Source organism: Dryocola boscaweniae (genome assembly GCF_025215095.1).
GTDB lineage: Bacteria > Pseudomonadota > Gammaproteobacteria > Enterobacterales > Enterobacteriaceae > Dryocola > Dryocola boscaweniae.
In genome coordinates this window covers 73,717-94,102 of sequence record NZ_JALHAP010000073.1, presented here as the reverse complement: position 1 = coordinate 94,102, position 20,386 = coordinate 73,717, and the positions used below count along the sequence as shown (strand labels likewise).

Annotated in this window: 20 protein-coding genes; 4 read left to right on the top strand and 16 right to left on the bottom strand. The window is 54.1% G+C overall.

Annotated features, from left to right (window positions below; genetic code table 11):
- Positions 1-70: 70 nt before the first annotated feature.
- The 10 genes from rlmC to MUA00_RS05815 form a co-directional block, all read right to left on the bottom strand.
- Positions 71-1,198, bottom strand: coding sequence for a 23S rRNA (uracil(747)-C(5))-methyltransferase RlmC (gene rlmC, locus MUA00_RS05860; RefSeq protein ID WP_271122110.1), 1,128 nt, complete (start codon positions 1,196-1,198; stop codon positions 71-73).
- Between the two features lie 48 nt (positions 1,199-1,246).
- The gene (locus tag MUA00_RS05855) at positions 1,247-1,735 is read right to left on the bottom strand and encodes a YbjO family protein (RefSeq protein ID WP_271122111.1); all 489 of its coding nucleotides are present in this window, start codon (positions 1,733-1,735) and stop codon (positions 1,247-1,249) included.
- A gap of 62 nt (positions 1,736-1,797) precedes the next feature.
- Positions 1,798-2,643 carry a putrescine ABC transporter permease PotI gene (gene potI / locus MUA00_RS05850; RefSeq protein WP_271122112.1) on the bottom strand — a complete coding sequence of 282 codons (846 nt, stop codon included), beginning with the start codon at positions 2,641-2,643 and terminating at the stop codon, positions 1,798-1,800.
- Positions 2,640-3,593, bottom strand: a complete 954-nt coding sequence (potH, locus tag MUA00_RS05845; RefSeq protein ID WP_271122113.1) for a putrescine ABC transporter permease PotH — start codon at positions 3,591-3,593, stop codon at positions 2,640-2,642. The genes potI and potH overlap by 4 nt, the downstream gene beginning before the upstream one ends.
- 10 nt (positions 3,594-3,603) lie before the next feature.
- Positions 3,604-4,737 (bottom strand): putrescine ABC transporter ATP-binding subunit PotG, encoded by a 1,134-nt coding sequence (gene potG / locus MUA00_RS05840; protein WP_271122114.1) that lies wholly within the window; start codon positions 4,735-4,737, stop codon positions 3,604-3,606.
- Between the two features lie 154 nt (positions 4,738-4,891).
- Complete coding sequence (gene potF / locus MUA00_RS05835) at positions 4,892-6,004, bottom strand: spermidine/putrescine ABC transporter substrate-binding protein PotF (protein WP_271122115.1); 1,113 nt, start codon at positions 6,002-6,004, stop codon at positions 4,892-4,894.
- A 383-nt stretch (positions 6,005-6,387) separates the two neighbouring features.
- Complete coding sequence (locus MUA00_RS05830) at positions 6,388-6,867, bottom strand: YbjN domain-containing protein (protein WP_271122116.1); 480 nt, start codon at positions 6,865-6,867, stop codon at positions 6,388-6,390.
- A gap of 137 nt (positions 6,868-7,004) precedes the next feature.
- On the bottom strand, positions 7,005-7,907 hold the full coding sequence (rimK, locus tag MUA00_RS05825; protein ID WP_271122117.1) for a 30S ribosomal protein S6--L-glutamate ligase: 903 nt from the start codon (positions 7,905-7,907) through the stop codon (positions 7,005-7,007).
- Positions 7,908-7,973: 66 nt separating this feature from the next.
- Positions 7,974-8,696, bottom strand: a complete 723-nt coding sequence (nfsA, locus tag MUA00_RS05820; protein ID WP_271122118.1) for an oxygen-insensitive NADPH nitroreductase — start codon at positions 8,694-8,696, stop codon at positions 7,974-7,976.
- Positions 8,680-8,979, bottom strand: a complete 300-nt coding sequence (locus MUA00_RS05815) for a YbjC family protein (RefSeq protein WP_271122119.1) — start codon at positions 8,977-8,979, stop codon at positions 8,680-8,682. Before MUA00_RS05815 ends, nfsA begins: the two co-directional genes overlap by 17 nt.
- A gap of 180 nt (positions 8,980-9,159) precedes the next feature.
- Between MUA00_RS05815 and MUA00_RS05810 the strand changes: the two genes are divergently transcribed.
- Entirely contained in the window at positions 9,160-9,432 is a 273-nt protein-coding gene (locus MUA00_RS05810; RefSeq protein ID WP_121267231.1) for a GrxA family glutaredoxin, read from the top strand.
- Positions 9,433-9,463: 31 nt separating this feature from the next.
- On the opposite strand, the gene MUA00_RS05805 is transcribed toward MUA00_RS05810, so the two are convergent.
- Complete coding sequence (locus MUA00_RS05805; protein ID WP_271122120.1) at positions 9,464-9,853, bottom strand: inner membrane protein YbjM; 390 nt, start codon at positions 9,851-9,853, stop codon at positions 9,464-9,466.
- A gap of 298 nt (positions 9,854-10,151) precedes the next feature.
- Between MUA00_RS05805 and MUA00_RS05800 the strand changes: the two genes are divergently transcribed.
- Positions 10,152-11,831: an aspartate:alanine antiporter gene (locus tag MUA00_RS05800; RefSeq protein ID WP_271122121.1), complete on the top strand. Its 1,680-nt coding sequence runs from the start codon at positions 10,152-10,154 to the stop codon at positions 11,829-11,831.
- Positions 11,832-12,120: 289 nt separating this feature from the next.
- Here the strand turns inward: MUA00_RS05800 and MUA00_RS05795 are convergent, their stop codons facing one another.
- The gene (locus tag MUA00_RS05795) at positions 12,121-12,666 is read right to left on the bottom strand and encodes a TetR/AcrR family transcriptional regulator (protein WP_271122122.1); all 546 of its coding nucleotides are present in this window, start codon (positions 12,664-12,666) and stop codon (positions 12,121-12,123) included.
- A 124-nt stretch (positions 12,667-12,790) separates the two neighbouring features.
- On the opposite strand from MUA00_RS05795, the gene MUA00_RS05790 reads away from it, so the two are divergent.
- Both MUA00_RS05790 and MUA00_RS05785 read left to right on the top strand, forming a co-directional pair.
- Complete coding sequence (locus tag MUA00_RS05790) at positions 12,791-14,008, top strand: MFS transporter (RefSeq protein ID WP_271122123.1); 1,218 nt, start codon at positions 12,791-12,793, stop codon at positions 14,006-14,008.
- A gap of 28 nt (positions 14,009-14,036) precedes the next feature.
- Positions 14,037-14,852, top strand: a complete 816-nt coding sequence (locus MUA00_RS05785) for a Cof-type HAD-IIB family hydrolase (RefSeq protein WP_271122124.1) — start codon at positions 14,037-14,039, stop codon at positions 14,850-14,852.
- 84 nt (positions 14,853-14,936) lie between these two features.
- Here MUA00_RS05785 and MUA00_RS05780 read toward each other — a convergent pair whose 3' ends face one another.
- The 4 genes from MUA00_RS05780 to MUA00_RS05765 form a co-directional block, all read right to left on the bottom strand.
- Positions 14,937-15,971, bottom strand: coding sequence for an aldo/keto reductase (locus tag MUA00_RS05780; protein WP_271122125.1), 1,035 nt, complete (start codon positions 15,969-15,971; stop codon positions 14,937-14,939).
- A 120-nt stretch (positions 15,972-16,091) separates the two neighbouring features.
- On the bottom strand, positions 16,092-17,621 hold the full coding sequence (locus MUA00_RS05775) for an efflux transporter outer membrane subunit (protein WP_271122126.1): 1,530 nt from the start codon (positions 17,619-17,621) through the stop codon (positions 16,092-16,094).
- 1 nt (position 17,622) lies between these two features.
- Positions 17,623-19,203 carry a DHA2 family efflux MFS transporter permease subunit gene (locus MUA00_RS05770; protein WP_271122127.1) on the bottom strand — a complete coding sequence of 527 codons (1,581 nt, stop codon included), beginning with the start codon at positions 19,201-19,203 and terminating at the stop codon, positions 17,623-17,625.
- A complete protein-coding gene (locus tag MUA00_RS05765; RefSeq protein ID WP_271122128.1) occupies positions 19,200-20,354 on the bottom strand; it encodes an HlyD family secretion protein in 1,155 nt (384 codons plus the stop codon). Before MUA00_RS05765 ends, MUA00_RS05770 begins: the two co-directional genes overlap by 4 nt.
- Between the last annotated feature and the right edge of the window lie 32 nt (positions 20,355-20,386).

The following is a 20,386-nucleotide window of genomic DNA, read 5'->3' as shown; positions in this document are numbered from 1 at the left end:
GCCGGTAATTTTTATCCGTGTTCAAATATCTGATTTTGCAATCGCCCGCGACAGGACGGGAACGGGCAGTTTATTCCCGCACCAGCAGCGTTAAGACTTCGTAATGCGCCGTGTGCGGGAACATATCAAATAACTGCACCCGCTCAACCCGATAACCCGACAGCGAAGAAATATCCCGCGCCATACTCTGCGCATTACAGCTTGAATAAATTATGTATTTTGGCGCTACGCCATTCAGGTAATAGCACAGCGCCTGGCCGATGCCTCGCCTTGGGGGGTTCACCAGCACCAGATCGGGAATATCCTGCTGGACGGTGGCAAACTGCGTGGAATCCAGCGCCTGGAAATGAATATCCGTCAGCCCTAGTTTTTCTGCCGATTGCCGTGCGCTGGCGATAGCTTCCGGCGCAATTTCAATGCCGGTCAGCTTCATATCAGCCGTCGCGCAGTGCAGCCCAAATCCGCCTACCCCACAGAATAAATCCCACATGTGCTTAACCGGCAGCCCTCTCACCCAGTCGCGCGCGGCAGCATAAAGCGATGCGGCAACTGCAGGGTTAGTCTGGAAGAAGCTTTGCGGACGAATATACAGCGGCACGCCGTTGAACTGCTCTTCCAGCGCGCGCTGTTCGGTCAGGGGTATCTCCTGCTCGCCTTCCATAATCGCCATATGAACGGGCTGAATATTGGCGGAGATAACTTTTAGCTGCGCTAACCGCTGTTGCAGCCAGGGCAAAGCCGTGCGGAGCTGTTCGAGCTTGCTTTCCGAGCGCAGCACAAAACGCAGCATCAACCCGCCGTCCAGTTGGCTTTCAGTCAACAGCAGATATTTCAACTCGCCGCGTTTGCGCGCAACGTTATAAGGCGTTAAGCCCGCACGTGCGATAAAAGGTTTCAACACGGCAAAAGCAGCCTGAAATGAGGCCGGATAAAGCGGGCAATCGGTTAAATCTTCAGGGTTGCCGTTACGGTGCAGCATACCCAGCAGCGGTTTTTCCACGCTGCCGCTGACGACCATTTTGGCTTTGTTACGGAATGCCTGCTCAGGGCCACTGACCGGCGCGCGCCACTCTTTCACCGCAATCCCGGCCAGCAGCTTGTGCAGGTCGTTCATTTTAGCGGTAAGTTGATCGGAAACGGGCTGTTCAATCCACTGACAGGAGCGGCAACGGCCAGCATCATAGAGCGCGCAATGCATAGTAAAACCCTGAAAATTGACGAGGGCGCAGATTGTATCACTGCGCGCTTACTGAAGTTTGAAAAAAAGCCTGCTACGCGAGGGGACAAAAAGCAGAAACAGCACCAGCAAATCCGGCAGCTTCTGCGTTATCAGGGAGCGCAATATCTCGCGTTTCGACTCGCCGGGGATGCTGAACAGCTCGGGATAACCCCAGCCCAGCGAGGATGCCCAAAGATAGCTCACCGCTATCACCTGCGTGCCAAGGTAAACCCAGCGTCCCCACGTCCTTCCTTTCAGAATGACAAACGCACAGCGCACCTCGACGCACAGCATCACCAGGCTGCCGAGAAAAATCAGCGTCAGAGCCCAGGTTTGTACGCTACGGTGGACAAAATCTATCATCCCCCTTACGCCCAGCAGATTGAGCAGCATCAGCAAATCCAGACCTCGGGTTGTCAGAATAGCGATGGCCGCCACTGCAACAAGCGTGGGGACGTTTAATTTAGCCTGATGAATACTTCGTTTCCTGAAAATTTGCACAACCTCGCGTTCCATACGGCACAGTGCCGCGTCGGGCGCGGCACTGGAGGCATTAATAATTGCAGATTTTAAGCATTTCAGCCACGTCTTGCACGCTGGATATCGCGCAGTCGCTGCTTTTCTGCTCGCGCCATAAACCGCCAGGCAATCAGCCCAATTATTCCCACTACGCCGAGAATGATAGACGCCAGGGCATTAATTTCCGGATTCACCCCCATGCGCACGCTTGAGAACACCAGCATCGGCAGGGTTGTGGCTCCGGGCCCGGAGACAAAACTCGCGATGACCAGATCATCAAGGGACAAAGTAAATGCCAGCAGCCAGCCGGAAATAATCGCCGGAGCAATCATCGGAACCGTTATCACAAAAAAGACTTTCAGCGGCGTGGCGCCAAGATCCATCGCCGCCTCTTCGATGGAATGATCAAGCTCCCTTAGACGCGAGCTGATAACTACCGACACATACGCGGTACAGAACGTGACGTGTGCAAGCCAGATGGTCAGCATGCCGCGGTCGCTGGGCCAGCCAATAGCATGTCCCAGCGCAACGAAGAGCAGCAGCAAAGAGAGCCCGGTGATAACGTCCGGCATAACCAGCGGCGCGGTGAGCATAAATGCAAAACCCGTCGAGCCGCGGAATGTCCCAAAACGCACCATCACCACCGCGGCGATTGTCCCCAGCACCACGGCCATGGTTGCCGCCGCCGCCGCAATCGTCAGGCTCAGGCCAACCGCGCTCATCATGGCGGAGTCATGGAAGAGCTCCACATACCAGCGCGTTGACCAACCCGCCCAGACCGTTACAAGCTTTGAGCTGTTGAAGGAATAAATCACCAGCATCAGCATCGGCGCGTACAGAAAGGTAAAACCGATAATCAGAATGGCAATCCGCCACGGAGAACGCACTACCGGTAAGTTGTTCATGCGTGGTCTCCTGCAGTTTTGTTCTGATATTTGTGGAACCACATAATGGGCACGATTAACAACAGCAGCATAATGATGGCGACGCTTGAGGCCACCGGCCAGTCACGGTTATTGAAGAATTCCTGCCACAGCACGCGGCCAATCATGATGCTGTCCGGCCCGCCGAGCAGTTCCGGAATAACAAACTCCCCTACCGCCGGGATAAATACCAGCATCGACCCGGCGATAATCCCGCCCTTGGTCAGCGGCACAATTACGCTGAAGAACGTTTTCAGCGGACGAGCGCCCAAATCCAGCGAGGCTTCCACCAGCGAATAATCAATTCGCGTCAGCGCGGTATAAACCGGCAGCACCATAAACGGCAGATAGGCGTACACAATCCCGATATACACCGCAAGATTGGTATGCAGGATAGTCAGCGGCTGGTCAATAACGCCCAGCCAAATCAGCACGTTATTAAGCACGCCGTTGTTTTTAAGAATGCCCATCCATGCATATACGCGGATCAGAAAAGAAGTCCACGACGGCAGGATCACCAGCAGCAGCAGAATATTTCGCGTCGACGGTTTGCTGTGCGCCACCGCCCACGCGAGCGGGTAGCCCATCGCCAGACAGCAAAGCGTGGAAACAGCGGCGATTTGCAACGACTGTAAATAGGCTTCTGCATAAAGCGGATCGTCGGTGAGCTGGAAATAATTAGCAAAGTTCAGCGCAACGGAAAGCTGATCGTCCGCCCACGTCATTAAATCAGTATACGGCGGGATCGCTCGCGCCATTTCCGCAAAGCTAATCTTAAAGACTATCAGGAACGGCAGCATAAACAGCAGGATCAGCCACAGATAAGGCAGAGCGATGACCAGCTTACGGCCATGCGTCATTTGCATGCGCGCAAGCCAAGGTTTGAACCCGCTTGTCGGCGACACGGCCCGGCTTTCGTTTAACAGACTCATGCGCCCCCCTTCAAACCGTCAGAACCACACAGCTTTCCGCATCCCAGCAAAGGCGAACTTCATCGCCCCAGGTGGGGGCGCCTTTACGGAAACGCTGATCGTTTTGCATCTGCGCGCTAATCATCTGCCCGCTTTTGAGACGCACATGATAAATAGAGAGATCGCCCAGATAAGCGATATGCACCACTTCGCCAACCGCAAAGTTAAAACCGTCGGCGGGCGGTTCGTCGCAGAGCATGACTTTTTCCGGACGCAGTGCGATATACACCGGCACGCCATCAACAACCGAGGCGTCAGGATCCACTTTCAGCGGATGGACAAGGCCGGGGCTGTCGACTATCAAGCCGTCTTCTTCACGCGTCTTCAGCAGCCCTTCGAATACGTTCACGGAGCCGATAAACTCAGCGCTGTAGCGGGTTGTCGGATGTTCGTAAATCTCTTCCGGCTCGCCAATTTGCACAAACTTGCCGCGGTTCATGATGGCGATACGGCCCGCCATGGTCATGGCTTCTTCCTGATCGTGCGTTACCATTACGCAGGTCACGCCAACACGTTCGAGAATATCCACCACTTCAAGCTGCATCCGATCGCGCAGTTTTTTATCCAGCGCGCCCATTGGCTCATCAAGCAGCAGCAGCTTTGGCCGTTTTGCCAGGCTTCGCGCCAGGGCAACACGCTGACGCTGGCCGCCGGAAAGCTGATGCGGCTTACGTTTAGCAAACTCCTGCATATGCACCAGCGCCAGCATCTCCTGCACGCGCTGGGTTATTTCCGCCTTTGGCAGCTTGTCCTGCTTAAGACCGAAGGCGATATTCTGCTCAACCGTCATATGCGGAAAAAGCGCATATGACTGGAACATCATATTGATTGGGCGCTGGTACGGCGGAACGTGCGATAAATCCACGCCATCAAGCATGATTTGCCCGGCGCTGGGCGGCTCAAAACCGGCCAGCATGCGTAGCAGCGTCGATTTCCCGCAGCCGGATGGCCCAAGCAGCGCAAAAATTTCGCCTTTATAAATAGTCAGGCTGACGTCATCCACGGCGTGCTGCCCGTCGAAGGATTTGGTCAGGTTGCGGATTTCCAGCAGCGGTGTCAGCGCCTTACGAATTTTCGCTTGCGGGCGGGGGATAGCATCGTTCAATTATGTTGCTCTCCGGCAAAAGCAGATAAAGGTACGGCCCGGTTGCCGTACTAATGACGCAACGCAGGCTCAAGCCTGCGTCCGTGTTGGGGCAGTTGCACCGTTGGGGTGCAACGCCCCGTTGCAAACCTGGTTAAGTGATTAACAGGTTTACTTATTTCCCAGTTTTAACTTTAGTCCACGCGCGGGTTATCACGCGGTCAACTTTTGGCGATAACACCTTTTGTGTGAAGAGCTTCGCACGGACATCCGCCGGTGGGTAAATGCCCGGATTGTCGCGTACTTCAGCATTGAGCAACGGCGTAGCTTCTTTATTGGCGTTAGCGTAATAAACGTGATTACTGATGTTCGCCACCACGTCAGGCTTCATCAGGTAATTAAGAAACTGATACGCTTCGTCTTTATTTTTGGCATCGTTCGGCATAGCGAACATATCGAAGTACACCATCGCCCCTTCTTTAGGAATGGTGTAAGCAATATTCACGCCATTTTTTGCTTCTTTAGCGCGGTTGGCGGCCTGCAGGATGTCGCCAGACCAGCCAATCGCCACGCAGATATCGCCGTTTGCCAGGTCGTTGATGTACTGGGATGAGTGGAAATAGCGAACGGAAGGACGCAGTTTCATCAGCAGATCGTTGGCGGCTCCGGTGTAATCCTTCGGATCGGAGCTGTTAGGATCTTTGCCCAGGTAATGCAGCACGCTGGCGTAAATTTCGCTTGGCGCATCAAGGAATGAAACGCCGCAGCTTTTAAGCTTTTCGAGGTTTTCCGGCTTGAAAATCAGATCCCAGCTATCCACCGGCGCATCTTTGCCCAGCACGGCTTTAACCTTCTCAACGTTATAGCCGATACCGGTAGTGACCATCATGTACGGAATACCGTATTTATTATCATGGTCGTTTTGCGCCACCAGCTTGAGCATTTCCGGATCGAGATTTTTGTAGTTTGGCAGTTTGCTTTTATCAAGCGGCTGGAAAATACCGGCCTGGGCCTGGCGTTCCAGGAACTGAGATGAAGGAACCACGAGATCGTAACCGGTGCTGCCGGCCATCAGTTTCCCTTCAAGCACTTCGTTAGAATCGAAAACGTCGTAGACAACTTTAATGCCGGTTTCTTTGGTGAAGTTTGCCAGCGTGTCCGGCGCGATATAATCAGACCAGTTATAGACGTGCAGCGTCTTTTGTTCTGCCGAAAGCGTTGAGGCAGACACCGCCATCAGCGCACCTGCAACCAAAGCCGACAACCATTTTTTACGTTGGGCGAACATATCTCATTCCTTCTGAATAAAGGGTAAAACCTCGCGGTCGCGAGCTTAATTTACTCAATACAGCTTATACGCGTAAAATTCTCACATTCGAGACATGCAAGAATCATGCATCTCTATTCAGTCTGCAGTGAAAAAAGGCCAGACATTTTCTGCAGACGTTGCACGCTTTTGGCAGCCCCGCAAGAATAACTGTAGCCAGGGTTCGCGAACAGAGCCCAGAGAAAAAAACGCCTTTTATCAATTTTTTAAGGATATTTGGTCTACGAGATCGGCCGCAGAAGGGATTTCTGCAGAGGATAATTCTGCTTTAAAAGCATTAAGGCAGAATAAAAATGCGCAGAACGCAGCAAGCCTGGCAGCCACTGCGCCTGATTAAGCCACGGTTAGTGGAGAAAGTGAGTTTGAATAGTTGTGCCGACCGGCTCTTCTTCTTCAGCGATATAAAGCAACTGGTTTGCGCAGGCTTCAAGAATAACCATAGAGATCTGCTCTTCGCTCTGCTTAACAAAGGCGGCAAACTGATCGCGTGTAATGCCAACCGACGCCTGCAACGACTGACAGACCACAAGCTTGGGCAGATTATCATCCTGCACGTCGAGAAACGCTTTTACGGTCAGCGAGCTTGCGTTAATCGAAGAAAGATCGGAGGCCAGCGGCAGCAAAGCGGAAGGTTTTACTTCAGCAAGCGCTGAAAACAGCACGATATTGTCAACCAGATCGATTTTGGCATCGTAAACCCCATCGAAATTCTGCATATGCGGCAAATGCAGCGCCTGGCAGGTATCGCACTCGAAAATAGTCACGCCAATTTCATCCAGCCAGCGGCGTAAGGTGTCCAGCGTAGGGACAACGAGTGAATCCATAAATGCAGATGCCTCTTAAAGATGGTGAAAGTCGCGCCATAGCTTACGCAAAAATGGCGCCTCATACTATGTTTATGCGTTCGTTTGGGCGTTGTTTATCTGCCCGGCCGCGCGGTGTTCAGGCAGTCGGTTGGGGCTTATCCGCCGGTTTTCAGACAAAAGCCAGGCAGCGCCTGAAGCTCAATCCATTTGATCATCAGCATTGCTATGTCAACGCCGCTTGTCTTTTCAATACCTTCCAGACCAGGGGATGCATTGACTTCCATTACCAACGGACCGCGGCTGGCGCGTAAGATATCCACTCCTGCGACATCAAGCCCTAAAGTTGTCGCCGCCTGCAAAGCAATTTCACGTTCACGCTCGGTAATAGTGATCTGATTTGCCTGCCCGCCGCGATGCAGATTCGAGCGGAAGTCGCCAGGCTTTGCCTGCCGTTCAATCGCTGCCACCACTTTATTGCCGACCACCAGACAACGGATATCCGCGCCCTTCGCTTCTTTAATGTATTCCTGCACCAGAATATGCGCATTCAGCCCGCGAAAGGCATCAATGACGCTTTCCGCAGCCTGCCGCGTTTCCGCCAGCACTACGCCGATGCCCTGCGTGCCCTCGACCAGCTTCACCACCAGCGGCGCACCGCCTACCATGTCGATAAGATCGCTGGTGTCATCCGGCGAATGGGCAAAGCCGGTTACGGGCAGGTCAATCCCCTGGCGAGCCAGCAATTGCAGCGAACGAAGTTTATCGCGCGCGCGCGTAATGGCGACGGATTCATTGAGCGGATAGCTTCCCAGCATTTCGAACTGACGCAGCACCGCCGTGCCGTAAAAAGTAATGGCTGAGCCGATACGCGGAATTACGGCATCGTAATGGGGAAGCTGGCGCCCCTTGTAATGCACCGAGGGGGCCGCCGGATTGATGTTCATATAGCAAGATAGCGGATCGATGATTTCTACGGTGTGGCCACGGCGCACCGCCGCCTCACGCAGGCGTTTACATGAATAAAGCGTTCCATCCCGGGACAAAATGGCGATTTTCACCCTGCGGCACCTCAGCGTTTCCAGTCCGATAATAACAGCGCGTTTATCATATCACCGCCGTAGCATTTAGCGCGTGGCCCAGCCCTGCTTGTGCAAATAATCCAGGATAAACGGACGGCTTTCTTTGATTACGGTGCGACGAATATGGTCGCTCCAGGTATCGCGGCGCGCGTTGCTGTCACGGGAGAGATAGTACTGCGCCATCTCCTCGTCGTAGCGCGCCAGCAGATCTTTATCGACCGGCTGATAGTGGTTTTCATGCACCAGCATGGCGGCGGGCATACGCGGCTTCACGCCGCTCTCCTGATCCGGCCATCCCAGGCACAGGCCAAACAACGGCAGAACATGTTTTGGCAAGCCAAGTAATTCAGTTACCGCCTCGATGCTATTACGAATGCCGCCGATATAGACGCCGCCGAGCCCCAGGGATTCGGCAGCGGTAAAGGCGTTTTGCCCCATGATTGCGGTATCTACCGCGCCTAATAACAACTGTTCTGCAAGCCCTAACTGCGCGTCAGGGCAAATCTGCAACAGGCGATTGAAATCGGCGCAAAACACCCAAAACTCTGCGGCCTGCGCCACATGCGCCTGCCCGCCGGTTAGCGTCACAAGCTGTTCGCGCATCGCTTTATCGGTAATACGAACTATCGAACTACACTGCAAAAAACTGGAGCTGGAGGCCGACTGGGCGCTGGCTATAATCGCCGCGCGTTGTTCGTCTGTGATGGGCTCATTGGTGAATTTGCGAATAGAACGGTGTGCGCGTAGCAGATCAATGGTCGGCGTCATCTCGTTTTTCCTTTGTCTTATCGGTTGGCGATTTATCTTCTGGCAACGGGCCTTTGGTCAACAGCGGGGCAATGTTTTGCGCCATGGCCCATACCATAAACGCTGCTGCCGGGATCATTAGCGCAATGCCCAAAAATATCATGACAATGGCGGCGCTCGCACTACCGATTGGTGCGGGCAACGTGACGTAGCCATGCAGGGAGAGATAAGAAAGAAGTAAAAAGCCGATGCCTGCTACTTCAAGTAATAAGACCGGCCTGGGTAACGCACCGAGTGAACGCATCCGCTTGTCTCCAGAGGAAATTAGCGCTCCAGTATACCCTGTTATTGAGTTTTAAAAACGTTAGCCATAGGTGCCGGGTATCAAACTAACAGGCAGGACCTTCTTTTCAAAACGGTGAGTTATCGGCATTATGCTCCCCATTCGCCGTTTCGAATCGGCCACAAAAACTAAGGAGATACCATGTTTGCAGTAATTTTTGGGCGCCCGGGCTGCCCGTATTGCGTTCGTGCTAAAGAGTTGGCTGAGAAACTGACCGCTGAGCGTGACGATTTTAACTTCCGCTATGTTGATATTCACGCGGAAGGCATCACCAAAGCCGATCTGGAAAAAACAGTGGGTAAACCGGTTGAAACCGTACCGCAGATCTTCCTCGATCAAAAACACATTGGTGGTTGCACCGATTTCGAAGCTTACGCGAAAGAGCATCTGGCCTTGTTCCAGAGCGCGGAATAGTAAGAGTAAGCTCAAGATATGAAAAACCGGCTCAGCGAGCCGGTTTTTTTGTGCTTACAGATCGCTTGCGCAGCATATTAATCAGCAGGAAACCCAGCGAACCCAGGGACGTCCAGAATACCGCGCTGAACAGCCAGGCCACTTCCTGCCAGAACGAACGGACCGGCGTCAATGTGGTATGCACCAGCACCAGGCAAAGCGGCAGCGCCAGCATCGCGCCTGTCAGCGGCCCAACCACTTTTCCGTCTTTTGCAAAAAAGCTGGCAATCGCGCCGGGCAGAACAAAAAACAAACACCCCAGCTCCATATGGCCGGTGGCGATAAAGCGACCCGTCACGCTTAAATGCAGCGACAAAAAAACCAGAATAAAGAGCACAAAGCAGCAGATTATCCCTAACCAGCGTTCTCCACGCCTGTACATACCTTCTCCTTCTAGTCACCTGTATCGAACCAATAAAACCGTTACTCTCCGCTGCGCAAAGAGACCCAAGTCTGATAAAGTTGCGGCTATCCATGCCAAAAATGCGCGCCTTAATTAGCACAATATTCTTACTAGCCGTTAAACATCATAAAGATTAAACTAGCGGCCGTTGTTAAGGTGTTGTCTGTGATATTTTAATGCTTTCAGAAGGCGTTGATTAACGCACTGTTCGGTAAAAACCTTAACCTAAAAAACTTTTCCTTTCAATAGCTTACTGGTAAACAAGAAGTTAGCCTTCGTGAATATAAACGTCGCAGATTTGTTAAACGGGAATTACATCCTGTTATTATTTGTGGTGCTAACCTTAGGGTTGTGCCTGGGTAAATTACGCCTTGGCTCAGTCCAACTGGGTAATTCCATTGGTGTTTTAGTGGTCTCTTTATTACTGGGACAACAGCATTTCGCCATTAACACCGACGCCTTAAATCTTGGATTTATGCTGTTCATTTTTTGCGTGGGCGTGGAAGCCGGACCAAACTTTTTCTCTATTTTCTTCCGCGACGGAAAAAACTACCTGATGCTGGCCCTGGTCATGGTGGGCAGCGCCATGCTGATTGCCCTGGGGTTAGGAAAGCTGTTCGGCTGGGATATTGGCCTCACCGCCGGGATGCTGGCAGGCTCCATGACATCCACCCCGGTGCTGGTCGGCGCCGGAGATACGCTGCGCCATTCCGGTATGTCGGGCGATGCGCTTGCCTCATCGCTTGATCATCTGAGCCTTGGCTATGCCCTCACCTACCTCATCGGCCTGGTTAGCCTGATCGTCGGCGCGCGCTATTTGCCAAAACTACAGCATCAGGATTTACAGACCAGCGCTCAGCAAATCGCCCGTGAACGCGGCCTGGACACCGATGCGACCCGCAAAGTTTATCTGCCCGTTATCCGCGCCTATCGCGTTGGTTCCGAGCTGGTCGCCTGGGCTGACGGTAAAAATCTGCGCGAGCTGGGGATTTATCGCCAGACCGGCTGCTATATAGAACGCATTCGCCGCAACGGTATTCTGGCTAATCCGGATGGCGATGCGGTGCTGCAAAAAGGCGATGAAATCGCCCTTGTCGGTTACCCGGATGCTCACTCTCGCCTCGACCCAAGCTTCCGAAACGGCAAAGAAGTGTTCGATCGCGATCTGCTGGACATGCGCATCGTTACCGAAGAGATCGTGGTAAAAAACCACAATGCCGTTGGCCGCCGCCTGGGACAGTTAAAACTGACCGATCACGGCTGCTTCCTGAACCGCGTCATCCGCAGCCAGATTGAAATGCCAATCGATGACAATATCGTGCTGAATAAGGGTGATGTGCTACAGGTTAGCGGCGATGCGCGGCGCGTGAAAACCGTTGCGGAACGTATCGGCTTTATTTCGATTCACAGCCAGATAACCGACCTGCTAGCCTTCTGCGCCTTCTTTATCATTGGCCTGATGATTGGGATGATCACCTTCCAGTTCAGCTCGTTCAGTTTCGGTATTGGTAACGCGGCAGGGCTGCTGTTCGCAGGCATCATGCTGGGCTTCCTGCGGGCCAACCATCCCACCTTCGGCTACATCCCGCAAGGGGCGCTGAACATGGTGAAAGAGTTTGGCTTGATGGTATTTATGGCAGGCGTGGGCCTGAGCGCTGGCAGCGGCATCGGCCACGTCGGCGCGGTCGGCGGGCAAATGCTGATTGCCGGTTTAATTGTCAGCCTCGTGCCGGTAGTGATTTGCTTCCTGTTTGGCGCCTACGTCCTGCGCATGAACCGCGCCCTGCTCTTCGGGGCGATGATGGGCGCCCGTACCTGCGCGCCAGCGATGGAAATCATCAGCGATGTGGCGCGCAGCAACATTCCAGCCCTGGGCTATGCAGGCACCTATGCCATCGCTAACGTATTGTTAACTTTAGCAGGCACGCTCATTGTCATCGTATGGCCAGGTTTGTGATCCGTATCATAGACAAAGAAAAATAGATTTTTTTTATGACGGGCAGAACTTTTTGCCCGGGCGCTAGTCTTAATTAGTGCCACTGCTTTTCTTTGATGTCCCCAATTTGTGGAGCCCATCAACCCCGCCTCTTTGGTTCAAGGTTGATGGGTTTTTTATTGCCTGAAATTCATCAACAGCGCAGAAATTACCCCCGTAAACCCACCGGCAGAGCAAATATATAACACCCATGCGGGGTCATATTTATCTGCGGTAATACCTGTAGTGGCCGGTAAAATAAGCGTCGTAATTAGCGCACGATTTTCGCAATCATTCGCGTGAGATCCTCGCGGCTCATCGGCTCGCGATCGGTGACGTAGTGCAGCGTCATGCCTTCAATAAAGGCGTCCAGCGTGCGGGCGGTTATCGGATCGAAAAAGGTTTCCAGCGCCTGCTGGCTGCGGCTCATCCAGTCCTGCATGATTATTTTAAGCTTCGGCGTACGATTGGCGTAAGCATAAAGCTGATACATCACCTGCAGGTTATAGGAAGTCGCGATCGTCTCGCCGCAAATCATATCGACAATGGCCTCACAGGCTTCATCCGCGTTTTTTGCCTGCTCAAGTCGGGTGCGATAGCTGTCTGACATTTCCAGCGCGAACCGGGTAAATGCTTCGCTAAGGAGCGATTCGATGCCATCAAAATAGTAGGTCATCGATCCTAGCGAAACGCCCGCCGCTTCAGCGATTTTACGGTGCGTGATATGACTGACGCCGTGCTCTACCAGCATATCCAGCGTGGCTTGCAGGATGCGGGCGCGCCTGTCCGGATCGTTGCGCTGGGGGGCTTTTCTCATGCGAAATCCTGTTAAATGCCTGCATTATTGGCGATGAAAAGAGTTTAACCGCGAACGTGTACAAATGTACACATTCTTGCTAGTGTGAATACCATTCGTCTTACAACACCCGCGAGTTCTCTTCATGCCTGCCGTCACGACTCACAGAAAAGCCTTACTGCTTCGTACCTGGGCGCTGTTTGCCTTCTTTTTCTTGCCCGGCCTCGTTATGGCTTCCTGGGCGACACGCACCCCGGCTATCCGCGACACGCTTAACGTTTCCACCGCGGGCATAGGCATTGTGCTATTTGGCCTGTCCATCGGTTCGATGAGCGGCATTCTCTGCTCAGGCTGGCTGGTCAAACGCTTCGGCACGCATAACATCATCCGCAGCGGCATGACGCTGATGGTAGCCGGCATGCTGGGCATGGGCGTCGCGCTGTTTTTCTCTTCTCCGCTTCTGTTCGCTTTAGGTCTTGCGGTGCTGGGCATGGGGCTGGGTTCTTCCGAAGTGGCGATGAACGTAGAGGGCGCAGTGGTTGAAGGATTGATGCAAAAAACCGTGCTGCCGATGATGCATGGATTTTACAGCCTTGGCACGTTGGTAGGCGCGGGCATCGGCATGAGTTTAACTGCGATAAATTTCAACGCTTACGGTCACTTACTGGTGATTGGCCTGCTGGTTATCGTGCCGATTGCTATTGCGATTCGCGCCATACCTCATGGCGTAGGCAAGGACAATCCTGCGAGCGATGCCGAAAATGCCGCTGAGCCGCATCCACCCTTTTATAAAGATATTCAGCTCTTGCTGATTGGCACTATCGTGCTGGCGATGGCCTTTGCCGAAGGTTCCGCCAATGACTGGCTGCCGTTATTGATGGTGGATGGACATGGCTTTAGCCCAACATCCGGCTCGCTGATTTACGTTGGCTTCACATTGGGCATGACGGTCGGGCGCTTCACCGGCGGTTGGTTTATCGATCGCTACAGCCGCGTAACCGTGGTGCGAGCCTGCGCGCTGATGGGCATTCTCGGCATCGGAATGATCATCTTTGTGGATAGCCCGTTCCTTGCCGGCGTGTCGGTCATTTTGTGGGGGCTTGGTACTTCGCTTGGCTTCCCGCTGACGATTTCTGCCGCGGGCGATACCGGGCCGGATCCGGCCACCCGCGTAAGCGTGGTTGCCGCTTCTGGCTATGTCGCTTTCCTGGTGGGGCCGCCGCTGCTTGGTTTCCTGGGCGAACATTACGGGCTACGCCTTGCTATGCTGGTCGTCCTGGCGCTGATGATGGTCGCCGCGCTGATTGCCCGTGCCGTAGCAAAACCTTCGCAGTGCTCTCAGTTGGCAAGTGATACAGAATAATGACTGACGTAATTCAACGGAGGATTCGATGAGTGTAAAACTAATTGCCGTAGACATGGATGGCACTTTTCTCGACGACAGTAAAAATTACAACCGCGAGCGTTTTGCAAAACAGTACGCACAGATGAAAGAGCAAGGCATTCGTTTTGTCGTCGCCAGCGGGAACCAGTATTACCAGCTCAGCTCTTTCTTTCCGGACATCAAACATGAAATTTCTTTTGTGGCGGATAACGGCGGCTGGGTGGTAAGCGAAGGCGAAGACGTCTTTAACGGCGCGCTGACAAAACAGCAGTACAACAAGGTTATTGACCACTTGGTTACGCTGCCTCACGTCGATATCATCACCTGCGGCAAGCGCAACGGCTATACGTTGAAAAGCTACAGCGATGCTTTTAAGCAAATGGCCGGCATGTATTATCACCGTCTCAAACTGGTGGATGACTTTTCTCATCCGGACGATGTGATTTTCAAATTCGCGCTTAATCTGCCGGACGATTTACTGGCAGATACCATGGATTCCCTGACGGCGATTCTGGAAGGTATCGTCGTGCCCGTCTCCAGCGGCCACGGTTCCATTGACCTGATCATTCCCGGCGTTCATAAAGCCAACGGACTGCGGATTTTGCAGGATAAATGGAATATCCAGGATCGCGAAGTAGTAACCTTCGGCGACGGCGGCAACGATATTGAGATGCTTTGCCAGGCCGGTTTTGGCTTTGCCATGGAGAACGCGCCGGACAAAATAAAGCAGATTGCACGTTTCCAGGCAGGCCATAATAACAAAGAGGGCGTGCTTGACGTGATTGATAAAGTGCTCAGGCGCGAAGTGCCTTTTATCGCGTAAAGCACTTCGCGCGAAAGCGGTGGCTGGCGCTTACGCTTATCCATCCTACGAAACTGTAGGCCGGGTAAGCGCAGCGCCGCCCGACTATTTCAACTGGTTACGACGATATTCACCCTGTCGCTCCAGCATCCAGCCCGGATATTCTCGCGGCAATTCACTCACCGCATTCAGTTTCTGTAGCTCATCGTCTGTGAAGCGAATCTCAGTTGCTGCGATATTGTCGTTTAGCTGATCGACACGCTTAGCGCCAATAATCACGCTGCTGACAACCTGCTGATGCAACAGCCAGGCGAGCGCTATCTGCGCCACGGAAACGCCTTTACTGTCCGCAATTTCACGCATCACGTCCACGCAGTCGAACGCGCGATCTTTATTGACCGGCGGGAAGTCGAACTCGATGCGGCGGCTGCCCTCTTCGGCTTTGCCATCGCGGCCGTATTTACCGCTCAGCAGGCCGCCTGCCAGCGGACTCCAGACCATCAGACCAACGCCTTCGCTTTGCAGCATCGGCACCAGATCGCGCTCAAGATCGCGTCCGGCGATGGTGTAATAAGCCTGCAGCGATGCGAATCGCGCAAGGCCCAGGCGTTCAGAAATACCCAGCGCTTTCATGATTTGCCACGCGGCCCAGTTCGAAACGCCTATGTAGCGCACATGGCCGTGCTGCACCAGAGTATCCAGCGCGCGAAGCGTTTCCTCGACTGGCGTAGCGGGATCAAAACCGTGGAGCTGGTACAGATCGATATGATCGAGCTGCATGCGTTGCAGGCTTTCTTTCACGCTGTTGATGATGTGATAGCGTGACGATCCTCGCGAATTGACCCCTCCGGTGCCGGTTTCGCCAAAAACCTTTGTCGCTACGACAACGTTTTCACGCGGGACTTTGAGATTTTTAAGCGCCTGGCCGGTGATAATTTCCGAGCGCCCTTCAGAGTAAACGTTCGCGGTATCAATAAAGTTGATGCCTGCATCCAGCGCGCCGCCGACCAGCTTTTCCGCATCGGACTGGGCAAGGTTGCCTATTTTGCCCCACATACCGCCCTCGCCACCAAAGGTCATGGTGCCAAGGCAAAGTTCCGAAACAAACAGCCCGGTGTTACCAAGTTTTTTATAACGCATAGTGGTGACCTCATGTTCAGGGTTTCAGAGAGTTTTCTTAAACGGCCTGACAGTTATACGCCCACTTTTCCCTCGTGAAATGGGGGATTTCTACCCATTTCTTGCCCGATTCTGCAAAAACTAGCCGCGCGTCGCGTCGCCAAAAACAGAATAATCAGGCAGGTTCACCTGCTGATAAGGCTCCCAGCCGCCGCCAAGCGCTTTATACAGGGCGACCAGATCGATGCTGCTTTGGACCCGTGCCTGCGCGCGTTGCTGCTCGGCCTGAGCAAGCTGCCGCTGGGCATCCAGCACGTCGATAAAGGTGGCGATGCCCTTGCGATAGCTGTCGCTGGCTAAATCAAACGCTGTCTGTAAGGACTGCGTGGTTTGCGCCAGCCCCGCTTCACGCTGCTGATCGGTGCGATAGCTCACCAGCGCGTTTTCCACATCCTGCAACGCGGTCAGTACGGTCTGGCGATATTGCAGCACCGCGCTGCCCTGCTGGGCGCGCGCCACTTTCACGCTTGAAACCAGCCTTCCGCCCTGAAAAATCGGAATCGAAACCTGCGGGCCGAAACTATAAAAATGGCTTGCCCAGTCAAGCAAATAACCCGATTCGTCATTGCGTAAACCTAACTGCCCGGTGAGCGAGAGCGACGGGAAAAGCTGTGCCACGGAGACGCCGATTTGCGCCGTTGCCGCATGAAGATTGGCTTCCGCTTCGCGCACGTCCGGACGGCGGCGAGCCAGGTTTGCAGGGATACCCACGGAAACAATATCCGGCAGCTTCGGCAATGCCTGTTTATTTGCCAGTTCGCGATCGAGCGCCCCCGGCGGTTTACCCAACAGTACCGCCAGCCCGTTCATCGCCTGACGTTCCTGCGCCTGATACTGCGGCAGCTGCGCCTGCAGATTGCCAAGCTGAGCTCGCGCGTTTTCCACATCCATTTGCGGGGCGAGCCCGCTTTTCTGACGGCTTTCCGTTAGCTCAAGCGTCTGCTGCGCCGTGTCGATTTGCGTTTGCAGCGTTTGCATGATGCTTTGCGCGCCGCGCAACTGTAGCCATGCACGGGCGACCTCCGCCTCCAGCGATACCAGCGCATCGTTGCGTTGTTCGATTGCCGCATCCTGCTGGGCTTTCGCCGCTTCAACCTGGCGACGAACTTTTCCCCATAGATCCAGCTCCCAACTGGCGTCAAAACTGCCCTGGTAAAGGGTTATCGGTTTAGTGAGCGGATCGAGCGCGCCGCCGAGCTGCGGATCAACGTCGTTCAGTTGGTCATAAACGCCGTGCGACTTTAACTCCCCTTCCAGCCCCAACTGCTGTCGCGTAACGCTCGCGCTGCCGTTGACGCCTGGGTAAAACGCGCCGCCCGCCTGGGTAATCTGCTCACGCGCCCCGGCAATGCGCAGCACGGTTTGCTGCAATGTCAGATTGCCTGCAATTGCCCTTTCGATCAGGCTATCAAGCTGCGCGAAGTTAAAACTTTTCCACCAGCGTGGATCGGTGGCGGTGGTTTGCGCGTGAGAAGCCACGCCGGGCTCATTCTGGTTCGCCGTGTCGTTAAAACCTGCGGGGGTTTGCGGTCTGGCAGGCTGATAGTCCGGCCCTACCGCACAGCCCGCCACCAGCAGCGCCAGCGTGGACATCCACATTCTCCTGTTCATATCAATGCGCTCCTGCAGCACCTTCGCTCTTCACCGGCGAAAGCAATAAACAAAATGGAATCAGCAACAAGGCCACGACGCTCAGAATGGTGAATACGTCGATGTAAGCGAGGATGCGCGACTGTTCGATCATCGTTTTATAAAGCTGCCCGGTGGCGATGCCGGTCGGGTCGCCAACCTGCGTAGTGAAATCACGAATAGCCTGCGCGCCGCTTTTAATCGCCTGCTGAAACTGTTCGTCAAACGGATTCATATGGGTGCTGAGATGGGCGCTGTGCGCCTGAGCCCGTTCGGTAATCGCCGCCGTCGAAAGCGAAATGCCAATCGAGCCCGCCACGTTTCGGAACATGGTAAACAGCGCCGCCGAGTCGGCGTTAAGCCTTCGCGGAATGGTGATAAACGCAATAGTGGTGAGCGGCACGAATAAGAAGCCCAGCCCGATTGACTGTGCGCTGCGAAATAACACCAGCGTTTCAAAATCGACGTTCGGCGTTAAGTTACGCGACCAGAAAAACGACGCGGCGAGACAGCTAAAGCCAAAGGCGATAATCCAGCGCGTCTGCACAATCGGCATCAGTTTAATAACCAGCGGAATGGTGAGGACGATGAGTATTGCGCCGGGCGAAAGCACCAGCCCGGACCAGGTGGCGGTATAGCCTAAATCCTGTTGGGCAAGTTGCGGAATAACCACGGAGCTGCCGTACAAAATCATCGCCATTCCCGCCATCAGCAGGCTTGAGACGGCAAAGTTTTTGTCCTTCATGCAGCGCAAATCCACCACCGGTTTTTTGGCGTAAATCAGCCAGAAAATCGCGCCGATGATGCCGATTAGCGTCAGCACGGCGAAGGTGCGGATAAAGTTCGAGTAAAACCAGTCGTCGTCTTCACCGCGATCCAGCATGACCTGCAGGCAACCGAGGCCAAGCGCGATAAGGCCGATGCCGGTCCAGTCGACGGTAAGTTTTTCTTCGGATTTACGCTCCCACGGTGGATCTTCAAGCAGTTGATAAATCGCCAGCACCGTGACAATACCGACCGGGATATTGATAAAAAATACCCAGCGCCAGGAATAGTTGTCGGTTATCCAGCCGCCGAGCGTTGGCCCCAGCACGGGGGCGACGATAATCGCAATGGACGACAGCCCGAACGCTTTACCGCGATCCTCCGGCTTGAAGTAATCCAGCAAAACCGACTGCTGCGTGGGCTGTAACCCGCCGCCGAAGAAGCCCTGCATAACGCGGAAAAGAATGATTTCCCACAGTTCCGTGGCGATGCCGCATAAAAACGAACAGACGGTGAACATCACGATACAGATTAAAAAGAATTGTTTGCGGCCAAACAGGCGGCTTAAGAATGCGGAAATAGGCAGCACGATGCCGTTTGCCACCAGATACGACGTGAGCACCCAGGTGGATTCGTCATAGCTTGAGGAGAGCGAACCGGCGACGTGCGGCAGCGCCACGTTAACGATAGTGGTGTCGAGGATTTCCATGAACACGGCAAGCGTGACGACTATCGCCACGGCCCACGGGTTACTGGCTGGTTTCCAGTTATCGTGATGCCCGGTTGCCTGCTCGCTCATTCTACTGTTACCTTCGGCTCAACGGATAACCCCAGCGGCAGCGGGTGGTTTGCATCCAGCCCTTTATCAATCACAATTTTCACCGGCACGCGCTGCACGATTTTCACAAAGTTGCCGGTGGCGTTTTCCGCCGGGAAGGCCGAGAAGCGCGAGCCGCTGCCCTGCTGAATGCTGTCGATGTGCCCTTCCAGATCCATGTCCGGATAAGCATCCACGCTGAGCTTCACTTTATTGCCCGGGCGCATTCTTTCGAGCTGGGATTCTTTGAAGTTGGCGGTGACCCAGATATCCGGGGAAACCACCGAGAACAGCGCCGTTCCAGCCTGCACCAGCGATCCAAGCTGCACGTTACGCAGCGTGACAAAACCGTCAAAGGGCGCGCGCACTTCGGTATAAGAGAGGTTGAGTTCAGCCGTTTCAAGCTGGGCTTTGGCCTGATCGACCTGACGGGCGCGGGCTTCGACGTTAGTTTCCTGCTGGCGGATTTGCAGTTTGACCTGGTTTGCGACTTCAAGCTGCGCCCGGGCGTTGGCAACGCCTGCTTCTGCTGAACGCAGTTGCGCGCCGGCGGTATCAATATTTTGCTGGGTAGTGGCGCGAGGATCCACGCCGCGCTGGCGTTTGTAATCTGCACGAGCATTGGCTAAGTCCGCCTCTGCTTTAGCAACCTGAGCCAACGCCTGGTCGCGCTGGGCGGGATACTGCACTTTCGCCAGATCGAGCTGGGCCTGCGCCTGATGCAGTTGCGATTGTGCAAGGCCGACCTGCGCCCGAGCCTGATCGCGCTGCGCGGCGGCATCCCGTGGATCGATAACCACCAGCAGGTCGCCTTTTTTTACCCGCTGGTTATCACCAATGCGCAATTCTGTAATGTAACCCGCCACTTTCGGTGCGATGGTAACGGCGTTCCCTTCGGTGAAGGCATCGTCGGTGGTCTCTTCGTTGCGGGTTAAAAACCACCACACTGCCGCCACAATCACCATGACCACCACGACGATGCCCAAAATAATCAGCGGCTTTTTGCCGGGGCGTTTTTTTTCGTCGTTTTGATTGTCATTGTTTTGATTGTTATTTTTTTGATTATTGTCTTTTTGAGCGCTGCCGTTTTGCTGCTCTTCGCCGTTATCCGGCTTGTCGTTTTGATCTGCCATATATTTGCCAGTGGTCCTGCTACGCGTTATCT

Bases quoted from the DNA above. Each gene is read 5' to 3' on its own strand.
- rlmC (WP_271122110.1), bottom strand. From the start codon at position 1,198: ATGCATTGCGCGCTCTATGATGCTGGCCGTTGCCGCTCCTGTCAGTGG.
- MUA00_RS05855 (WP_271122111.1), bottom strand. From the start codon at position 1,735: ATGGAACGCGAGGTTGTGCAAATTTTCAGGAAACGAAGTATTCATCAG.
- potI (WP_271122112.1), bottom strand. From the start codon at position 2,643: ATGAACAACTTACCGGTAGTGCGTTCTCCGTGGCGGATTGCCATTCTG.
- potH (WP_271122113.1), bottom strand. From the start codon at position 3,593: ATGAGTCTGTTAAACGAAAGCCGGGCCGTGTCGCCGACAAGCGGGTTC.
- potF (WP_271122115.1), bottom strand. From the start codon at position 6,004: ATGTTCGCCCAACGTAAAAAATGGTTGTCGGCTTTGGTTGCAGGTGCG.
- MUA00_RS05830 (WP_271122116.1), bottom strand. From the start codon at position 6,867: ATGGATTCACTCGTTGTCCCTACGCTGGACACCTTACGCCGCTGGCTG.
- nfsA (WP_271122118.1), bottom strand. From the start codon at position 8,696: ATGACGCCGACCATTGATCTGCTACGCGCACACCGTTCTATTCGCAAA.
- MUA00_RS05815 (WP_271122119.1), bottom strand. From the start codon at position 8,979: ATGCGTTCACTCGGTGCGTTACCCAGGCCGGTCTTATTACTTGAAGTA.
- MUA00_RS05810 (WP_121267231.1), top strand. From the start codon at position 9,160: ATGTTTGCAGTAATTTTTGGGCGCCCGGGCTGCCCGTATTGCGTTCGT.
- MUA00_RS05805 (WP_271122120.1), bottom strand. From the start codon at position 9,853: ATGTACAGGCGTGGAGAACGCTGGTTAGGGATAATCTGCTGCTTTGTG.
- MUA00_RS05795 (WP_271122122.1), bottom strand. From the start codon at position 12,666: ATGAGAAAAGCCCCCCAGCGCAACGATCCGGACAGGCGCGCCCGCATC.
- MUA00_RS05790 (WP_271122123.1), top strand. From the start codon at position 12,791: ATGCCTGCCGTCACGACTCACAGAAAAGCCTTACTGCTTCGTACCTGG.
- MUA00_RS05785 (WP_271122124.1), top strand. From the start codon at position 14,037: ATGAGTGTAAAACTAATTGCCGTAGACATGGATGGCACTTTTCTCGAC.
- MUA00_RS05780 (WP_271122125.1), bottom strand. From the start codon at position 15,971: ATGCGTTATAAAAAACTTGGTAACACCGGGCTGTTTGTTTCGGAACTT.
- MUA00_RS05775 (WP_271122126.1), bottom strand. From the start codon at position 17,621: ATGAACAGGAGAATGTGGATGTCCACGCTGGCGCTGCTGGTGGCGGGC.
- MUA00_RS05770 (WP_271122127.1), bottom strand. From the start codon at position 19,203: ATGAGCGAGCAGGCAACCGGGCATCACGATAACTGGAAACCAGCCAGT.
- MUA00_RS05765 (WP_271122128.1), bottom strand. From the start codon at position 20,354: ATGGCAGATCAAAACGACAAGCCGGATAACGGCGAAGAGCAGCAAAAC.